The following is a 7,121-nucleotide window of genomic DNA, read 5'->3' on the forward strand; positions in this document are numbered from 1 at the left end:
ATACTATAGGTAAAAAATGCGCAGGATTTTAAAGCGATTTTGAACACCCTACCCAAAGGGGCAACCATCCACCTCCATGTGGCTGGTTGCCCCTTTCTCTTACCCCCATAATGACCTCAAACGAGACATTAACATGACGGCATACGCATCCCAGCCGCTTTCTCCACAATGATTTACGTTCAGACGGAAACGTTCACTCGAGGCCCCAAAACCATTAACGGAACTCGCGCCAGAACATGACAATATGGCTCAACTGAGCAGATACGGAAAAAGCCATTCCCTTTCTTTTGCGAAAAGGAATGGCTTATCGGAATGTTAGTTAGCCCTCATCGTCGAAGGCCAAGCAACATGATTAGTCGCAGTTGGCGAGCTTGTTGTCAGAACCCAGCACGTCCTTGATCTTCTCCTCGTACATGTCAGTCATGTAAGCACGAGCCACCTTACCATACTGGCGAGGATCGAAGTAGTCAGGATGCAGAGCCAGCGTCTCACGCACACCAGCGGTGTAGGCCAGACGAGAGTCTGAGTCGATGTTGATCTTGCAAACAGCGCTCTTTGAAGCCTCGCGGAGCTGATCCTCGGGGATACCCACAGCGTTAGGCAGCTTGCCGCCATACTGGTTGATGATATCCACATAGTTCTGAGGAACTGATGAAGATCCGTGGAGCACGATGGGGAATCCGGGGAGCTTCTGCTCGATCTCGTGCAGCACATCGAATGCCAATGGAGGAGGAACCAGGCGGCCAGTCTTCGGGTCGCGTGTGCACTGCTCGGGCTTGAACTTGTAAGCACCGTGGCTGGTACCGATAGAGATGGCGAGGCTATCGCAACCAGAGCGCTGGCTGAAATCGATCACCTCCTCGGGCTTTGTGTAGTGGCTCTCCTCAGAAGCAACTTCGTCCTCAACACCAGCGAGCACGCCGAGCTCAGCCTCAACAGTAACGTCGAACTTGTGAGCATACTCTACGCACTTGCGAGTCAACTCGATGTTCTCCTCGTAAGGCTTGCTTGAACCGTCGATCATCACGCTTGAGAAGCCGAGGTCTACGCAGTCCTTCACCAGCTCGAACGTATCTCCGTGGTCGAGGTGGAGAACAATCTCAGGATGGTTGCAACCGAGGCTCTTGGCATACTCCACAGCACCCTGTGCCAGATAGCGCAGCAATGTGGGGTCAGCATAGGCGCGAGCACCCTTAGACACCTGCAGGATCACCGGGCTGCGAAGCTCTGAGCTTGCCTTGATGATAGCCTGAAGCTGCTCCAGGTTGTTGAAGTTGAATGCAGGAATAGCATAACCGCCATTGACGGCTCTCTTGAACATCTCGCGAGTGTTCACGAGACCCAGTTCTTTAAAATTAACTGCCATTTTATACAAATATTTAGAAATGAATAGTAATCTCTTTAATATCCAAATGCAAAAGTACCATTAAATTTTATTACTTACAAATGCAAAAGTGATTTTTATCGTTACATTATAATTAAAAAGGCTTAAATTCTCTTACCCCAAGGGGTCCTTTTTGATTTTGCAACCTTGGCGTTACATTCAGACGAAGCACTTTTTCATCTTTATCGATCAACCCTCCGAGCCATAGTCAATGGCGCCGGAGGGTCCGTGTCAGCGTTTCATATTGATGATGATGGTGACCGTTACGTCGGGATAAGGCCTCTCTTTCGATGGGTAGCGCAGGGTGTAAATGCGGTTTTGCTTGGCACCCTCCACCGTAACGATCATCGTGGTGTAACCGTCGGCGGTGGTCGTCACCACATCCTTTTGCCGACGCGCCTCTTCCTTGAACGTATCGATAAAATGCTGGGTTCGCAAGCCCGAGGCAGTGAGTCGCTTCACCACCTTCTCCACCTTGTGGGTCTTGGGGTTGCGCTTCACGGCCGTCACAAACGACGAGCCTCCCAGCGTGGAATATTGTTCCACCATACGGTCGATGCTGTTTTGCGCCGATGCCATGAGGCACGAGAGCGCCATCAGCACGACCAACAGATATTTCTTAGGCATGGTTTATTCGTTTAAGAGTCGTTCTATTTGTTTTCTTTGTTTAGGCGACAAGCCTTGCAGCACCTCCTGCTCTGCGTCGCCAATGACCTCTTGCGAGCGGGCGTGCGCCTCGATGCGGTCGGCGTCGGCGAGCAGCTGGCTCACCTCGTCCTTGATGCTTACCAGGTTGTCGGTTCGCTTGCCGTCTACAATCACATAACTTCCTTCGTAGGTCTTGGCCAACTGCTGGTTCTCCACCCTCACATAGCCCCACACTCCCGCCACAACAACGGCGGCAACGACGGCCGCTGCGGCCATCCAGCGCCTAACGAGGCGTAGTCGGCGGCGGGGCTTCTCGCTCACCGGGAGCGTCGCCATATCGCGGAAAAACTCGGCATACGGCTCCAGTTCGGGGTCCACGGGGCCTGCGAGGAAGCGGCGGCAGAGCTCCTGCTCCTCTTCGACGGTGGTCTCTCCATCAAGGAAACGATCGATTAGTTCCTGTGTGTTCATGATTGGGTTGTTGGGTTGTTATATTGTTTGAGCAACAGGCGGCGGGCCCGGCTCACCATCTGTCGCGCGGTGGCCTCGGCGATGCCCGTCAGCCGCGCGACGTCTTCGTACGACATGCCATCGGCGTGGCGCAGTCGGAACACCGTCTGCATATCCTCGGGCAGGTGACTTATGAGGCGTGCGATACGCTCGTAGCGTGGGTCGTCTACCGCCTCTGGACTGATGGCGAAGTTGAGTCCCTCAATGTCGACATGGGGCCGCAACTGCCGTAAGCGGTCGATGGCGAGATTGCGCGTGAGCACCTGCGCCAGATTCTTGACGTCGGGCTGCAGGCGGTCGCACATCTTCCACAGCCTGACGAGCACATCTTGCACCACGTCTTCGGCCTCGGAGGTGTCGTGAAGGTAACGGCACGCCGTGGCCAGCATGTTGCCGCGCAGGGCCTCCGCCATCTTCTGAAACTGGGTCTCGTCCATCGGCTACGGTCTAACGAATCAATATTGGTTGAGTTCGCTGGTGTCGATCTTCGCCAGTCCGCTGTTGTCCACATGGGTGTCGTCGGCCGTTCCCTTGATCTTCAGGGTGGCGTTGCCGCTGTTACTGGCTTTCAGCTCGTCGCACTCCACATAGACTGTAGTTTTTCCCACGCCGCTGTTCTCTATGTTGACTGTCTTTCCCTTGAAGCTTATCTTACTGTTCGACACGCCTGATAAATCGGCGTACAGCTTGTCGCCCGACACCGTGGTATTGATGTTGCCCACGCCCGAGACGTCGAAATGGGTGTCGTTGCAGTTTATCTGCTCCACATGAAACGAGGACACACCCGAGACCTTCAGGTTGAAATGGTCCACGTCGAGCTTGCTTGCATGAAACGAGCACACACCGCACACGTCCAGATCCGTCAGGTTGGGTGCCACAACAACGAGTTCGCAACCCTGGTGGCGCACCGTTCCCCTCTTGTCCTTGTTCTCCACATAGAGGCATCCCCCCTTCGTGTAGACGTTGAGGTTGTTAAGTTCGCGCGACGGACCTGTGGCGGTTACCGACACGTGGGGCCCCTGCGTGAAGCGGATGGTCGTCACGCCCGACTGTTCGATCCTGTCAAACGAGCCAACGTTGAAGGTACGGTGGTCGTCGGAGCCATCCACTACCGAAACATCGCTGGCAACTACGCGCTTGGCGCTACATGAGCTGAAAGCCAAGGCGAACAGGGTCACCAAGGCAAGGAGAAGAAGGTTTTTACTTTTCATACATTTGCTTGTTTTTGTTTCTCTTCTGCCTATAGTACGTTTGTCCCATGCGTTTTGTGACAAGGATAGGCAAAAAAAATGATGGCCGCCCCTCTTTTTTCAATCTCAGGGTTGGCACATCCACCAACACCAAGGCCGCACCCTGCTGGATGCGGCCTCGTAGGTTAATTCTCCCATGGATAGCGTGGCTTCGGCTTGGCCATGCCGCTATTGAACTTATAGCTCAGGTGCACCATCACATAGCGCGGCAAACTGTTGCGCCAGGTCTCCGTGCGGCCCTGCGAGTTGAGCGTCACGTCGGTGTTCTTCAACTGGGCAAGGATGTCGAAGGCGTCGAGCGAGAGGGTGAGCTTCTTCTTCAGGAAGCCACGGGTCAGACGTGCGTTCCACACCCACTCGCTGGTGTTCATCTGGTCGTCGTTGTATCCGCGTCGGTTGTAGGAGGTGAGGTCGCTCGACAACTCGAAGCTCCAGGGCAGGTGCACCATGCCCGAGAAGCGGAAGTTGTAGTTCCAGGCCGACACCTCGCTGAAGTCCTTGCGGTCGCTGGTGGCGTGCCGGTAGTTCACCGCAGGCGTAAGACTCAAGCGCAACCCTTCGCCCAACTGGTAGGTCAGGCCCACCGAGCCGCTGGCCGTCGTGTTGTGCACGTCGCTCCGCGTGTTGTCCATGCCCTCCACGGTGGTGAGGTCCACACTGTTGTTATAGTTCACATAAACGTTGCCCTGGAGTGTGAGGTGCTTCTTCTTGTCCAACACACGCTGGGCGAAGGCGTTGCCGCCCACCTGCCAGTTGCCATTGATGTTGCGTGGCTGGCTCGTCGTCACACCCGTCTGCTTGTCGTAAACCACGGCCGTGGCCAACGCATTGCGTGTAATGCTATAGTTGGCGCCCAGCGACAACATCGACTGGGTACGCATCTGGAACTTACCCCAATGAGCATTGACGCTATGGGTGCGGGCGTTCTTCAGGTTGGTGTTTCCAAGCGTCACATAGAGCGGATTGGCATCATCGCGGATGTCGAGCATCGAGGTCATGCCGGGCTGTGACTCTGAGGAGCGGTAATTGAAACTGGCGTAGACGTTGCCCGTGGAGTCGTTGAATTGGTACATCATGCCCAGGTTGGGCTGGAAGAGCACGTCGTGGCGCGACGTGTTATAGCTACGCTGACGGTAATAAACAAGATTATCATACTTGAACGACAGGCCCGGGTTGCCATAAGCCATAAATCGCGGGCGCTGCACACCGTCGCCCGAGCTGAACACGAACGAGACGTCGGCGTCATGCGTGCGCGTCATCTGGTCGCTCCAATAGCTGTTGTTGCCATCCTTCACGCTGAGCAGCGCCTCACGCGTAGAGGGCAACACACCCATGCCATACGAAAGGGAATCGTAGTCGGCCAACTGGTCGAGGCGGTAGAGGTCGTAGGTCTGCGAGTCGTAGCTCTGCTTGTACGCATATCTGGGGCGCACATAGAAGTTGCGCACTCCGGCGGAGTCGTTGATAAGGAAATGGGTGTACTCAGCCGTCAAACTGTAATCGTAGCTCTTGTTGGGCGACTGCGAGAACTGGTTGCGGTCGTCCTTCGCGCCTGTCGACAGGTAATCGATGCGGTTGAGCGCAAAGCGATCGTTGCTCGAGCGATTGTAATGGGCGTTGGCCTCAAGGCTGATGTTGTTCTGCGACCAGAGGTCTTCTCCCTTGCCCAGCTTGATACTATGGTTGAAATATCCTGAGAAGGACGTCGATTCACCTTGGTATTTGCCGGCGTTTCTCACACGGTTGATCACCGTCTGCATCAGGGCATGGTCGGCATTGGGCATGAAGATGCTGTCGAGGGCCGACATGCCCCAAGGTTTCTGGTTGAACCTGCCGCTCAAGCTGCTGTCCCAACCCTTGCTGTGCGAATGCGAGGCGTTCACATCACCAAACAACATGCTACGCTTAAACATCCGCGAAAACACATGGCGCGTATACAGCGTGTAGTTTTTGGAGCGATTGGCGTTGGTGCTCAGGTTATAATAGTCACCACCCGTGAGGAAGGTCTGCGCATTGGTTCGCGACGTGTTGTCGTTGTCTACGGCGGTGTAAGAGTTCGATGTCTTGTAATAATCGTCCTCGGTCTTGCCTTCGTAACGATATTCCAGGCCAAACTGCTTGCGGGCGGAAAGGCCACTGCCGGCATCGGGCAGGTCGCCCGTCACGTTGTCTTGTCCGGGCACCCGATAGTTGTTCACGTTGTTCACGTTGCCCGTGAGCGTGAGGCGCGACTTCTTTCCATAGAACATGGAGAACAGTCGGGCCTGGTAGCGGTCGCTCGAGCCAAGGGCGAGGTCCACGTTGCTGATGTTACCATGCTTGTATTGTTTCTTCAGGTTCACGTCGAGCACCAGTTCCTTGTCGCCCATGTCCACACCCTGGAAACGGCTCTCGCGGCCCGCCTTGTCGTACACCTTGATCTTGTCGACCGTGTAGGCGGGCAGGTTCTCCATCGCCTTGGAGGCATCGCCGTTGAAGAAGTCGCGGCCATCGACCAGCAATGAGCTTATCGTGCGGCCATTGACCTTGATCACGCCGTTCTCGAGCGTGGCACCCGGCATCTGCTGCACGAGCGCGTCGAGCATAGAGCCCTCGCTCAGGTTGAAGGCCGAGGCATCGTAAACCACCGTGTCGCCCTTCATCACCATCTTGATCTTGGTGGCTTTCACCACCACTTCGCTCAACTGGCGGGCGTTCTCCGCAAGCACGATGTCGTCGACACGCTGTTCGTTGGCGCGATCGGCCATCTTCACGTCCACCTTTTTATATTGGGTTTGATAGCCCAGCATCGACACGCGCAGCAAGTAGCTCTTGTTGTTCTCCACATCGAGCTCATAAACCCATTGCTTCCACCCCCAAAGCTGTACCTCCTTGGTTTGGGCAACACGGATAACCGAACTGTCGGCAATGGACAGCAATTCAACGGTGGCGCCCTCCAAGTCGCGGTGATCGGTGTCGACCACCTTACCGGTGATATGGCGGGCCTGGATGGTTGTGGCAACCATCAGTAGGAACAGTAAGAAAGTAAACTTACGTAGCATAATTGATATTTTTTCGTTCAAATGTAGATTGTACACAATTCGTGCAAAAGTATACAATTATACGTTTGACACCTATAACCATCAACGCGCATTAACATTTTACACAATGTTTTAACAAACATATACACATGGGCTTTATTGTTTTACACAGCATTTGTGATATTTAAAATATTATTAATTACAAAACACCATCATGGAAATAATATTTTTTTGATTAGTATGTAAGATCAAATAATAGTACTGATGCGATAAAATCGCATAGTTATTAAAATTCATCAAATAAAGTGA

6 protein-coding genes are annotated in these 7,121 nt (G+C 54.0%); all 6 read right to left on the reverse strand.

The genetic code is table 11. The annotated features are described in order from the left end of the window. Nucleotides 1–352 precede the first annotated feature (352 nt). Nucleotides 353–1,366, reverse strand: a complete 1,014-nt coding sequence (locus WKK33_RS10745; protein ID WP_215760096.1) for a class II fructose-bisphosphate aldolase — start codon at nucleotides 1,364–1,366, stop codon at nucleotides 353–355. 249 nt (nucleotides 1,367–1,615) lie between these two features. Further along, complete coding sequence (locus WKK33_RS10750; RefSeq protein WP_215760095.1) at nucleotides 1,616–2,011, reverse strand: DUF5024 domain-containing protein; 396 nt, start codon at nucleotides 2,009–2,011, stop codon at nucleotides 1,616–1,618. Nucleotides 2,012–2,014: 3 nt separating this feature from the next. Then, nucleotides 2,015–2,503 (reverse strand): hypothetical protein, encoded by a 489-nt coding sequence (locus tag WKK33_RS10755; protein ID WP_215760094.1) that lies wholly within the window; start codon nucleotides 2,501–2,503, stop codon nucleotides 2,015–2,017. Beyond that, the gene (locus tag WKK33_RS10760; protein WP_337468637.1) at nucleotides 2,500–2,979 is read right to left on the reverse strand and encodes an RNA polymerase sigma factor; all 480 of its coding nucleotides are present in this window, start codon (nucleotides 2,977–2,979) and stop codon (nucleotides 2,500–2,502) included. The genes WKK33_RS10755 and WKK33_RS10760 overlap by 4 nt, the downstream gene beginning before the upstream one ends. 18 nt (nucleotides 2,980–2,997) lie before the next feature. Then, entirely contained in the window at nucleotides 2,998–3,753 is a 756-nt protein-coding gene (locus WKK33_RS10765; RefSeq protein ID WP_337933817.1) for a DUF2807 domain-containing protein, read from the reverse strand. A gap of 164 nt (nucleotides 3,754–3,917) precedes the next feature. Further along, a complete protein-coding gene (locus tag WKK33_RS10770) occupies nucleotides 3,918–6,833 on the reverse strand; it encodes an outer membrane beta-barrel protein (RefSeq protein ID WP_337933818.1) in 2,916 nt (971 codons plus the stop codon). Between the last annotated feature and the right edge of the window lie 288 nt (nucleotides 6,834–7,121).

It is taken from the genome of Hallella sp. (genome assembly GCF_037460745.1).
Lineage (GTDB): Bacteria > Bacteroidota > Bacteroidia > Bacteroidales > Bacteroidaceae > Prevotella > Prevotella faecis.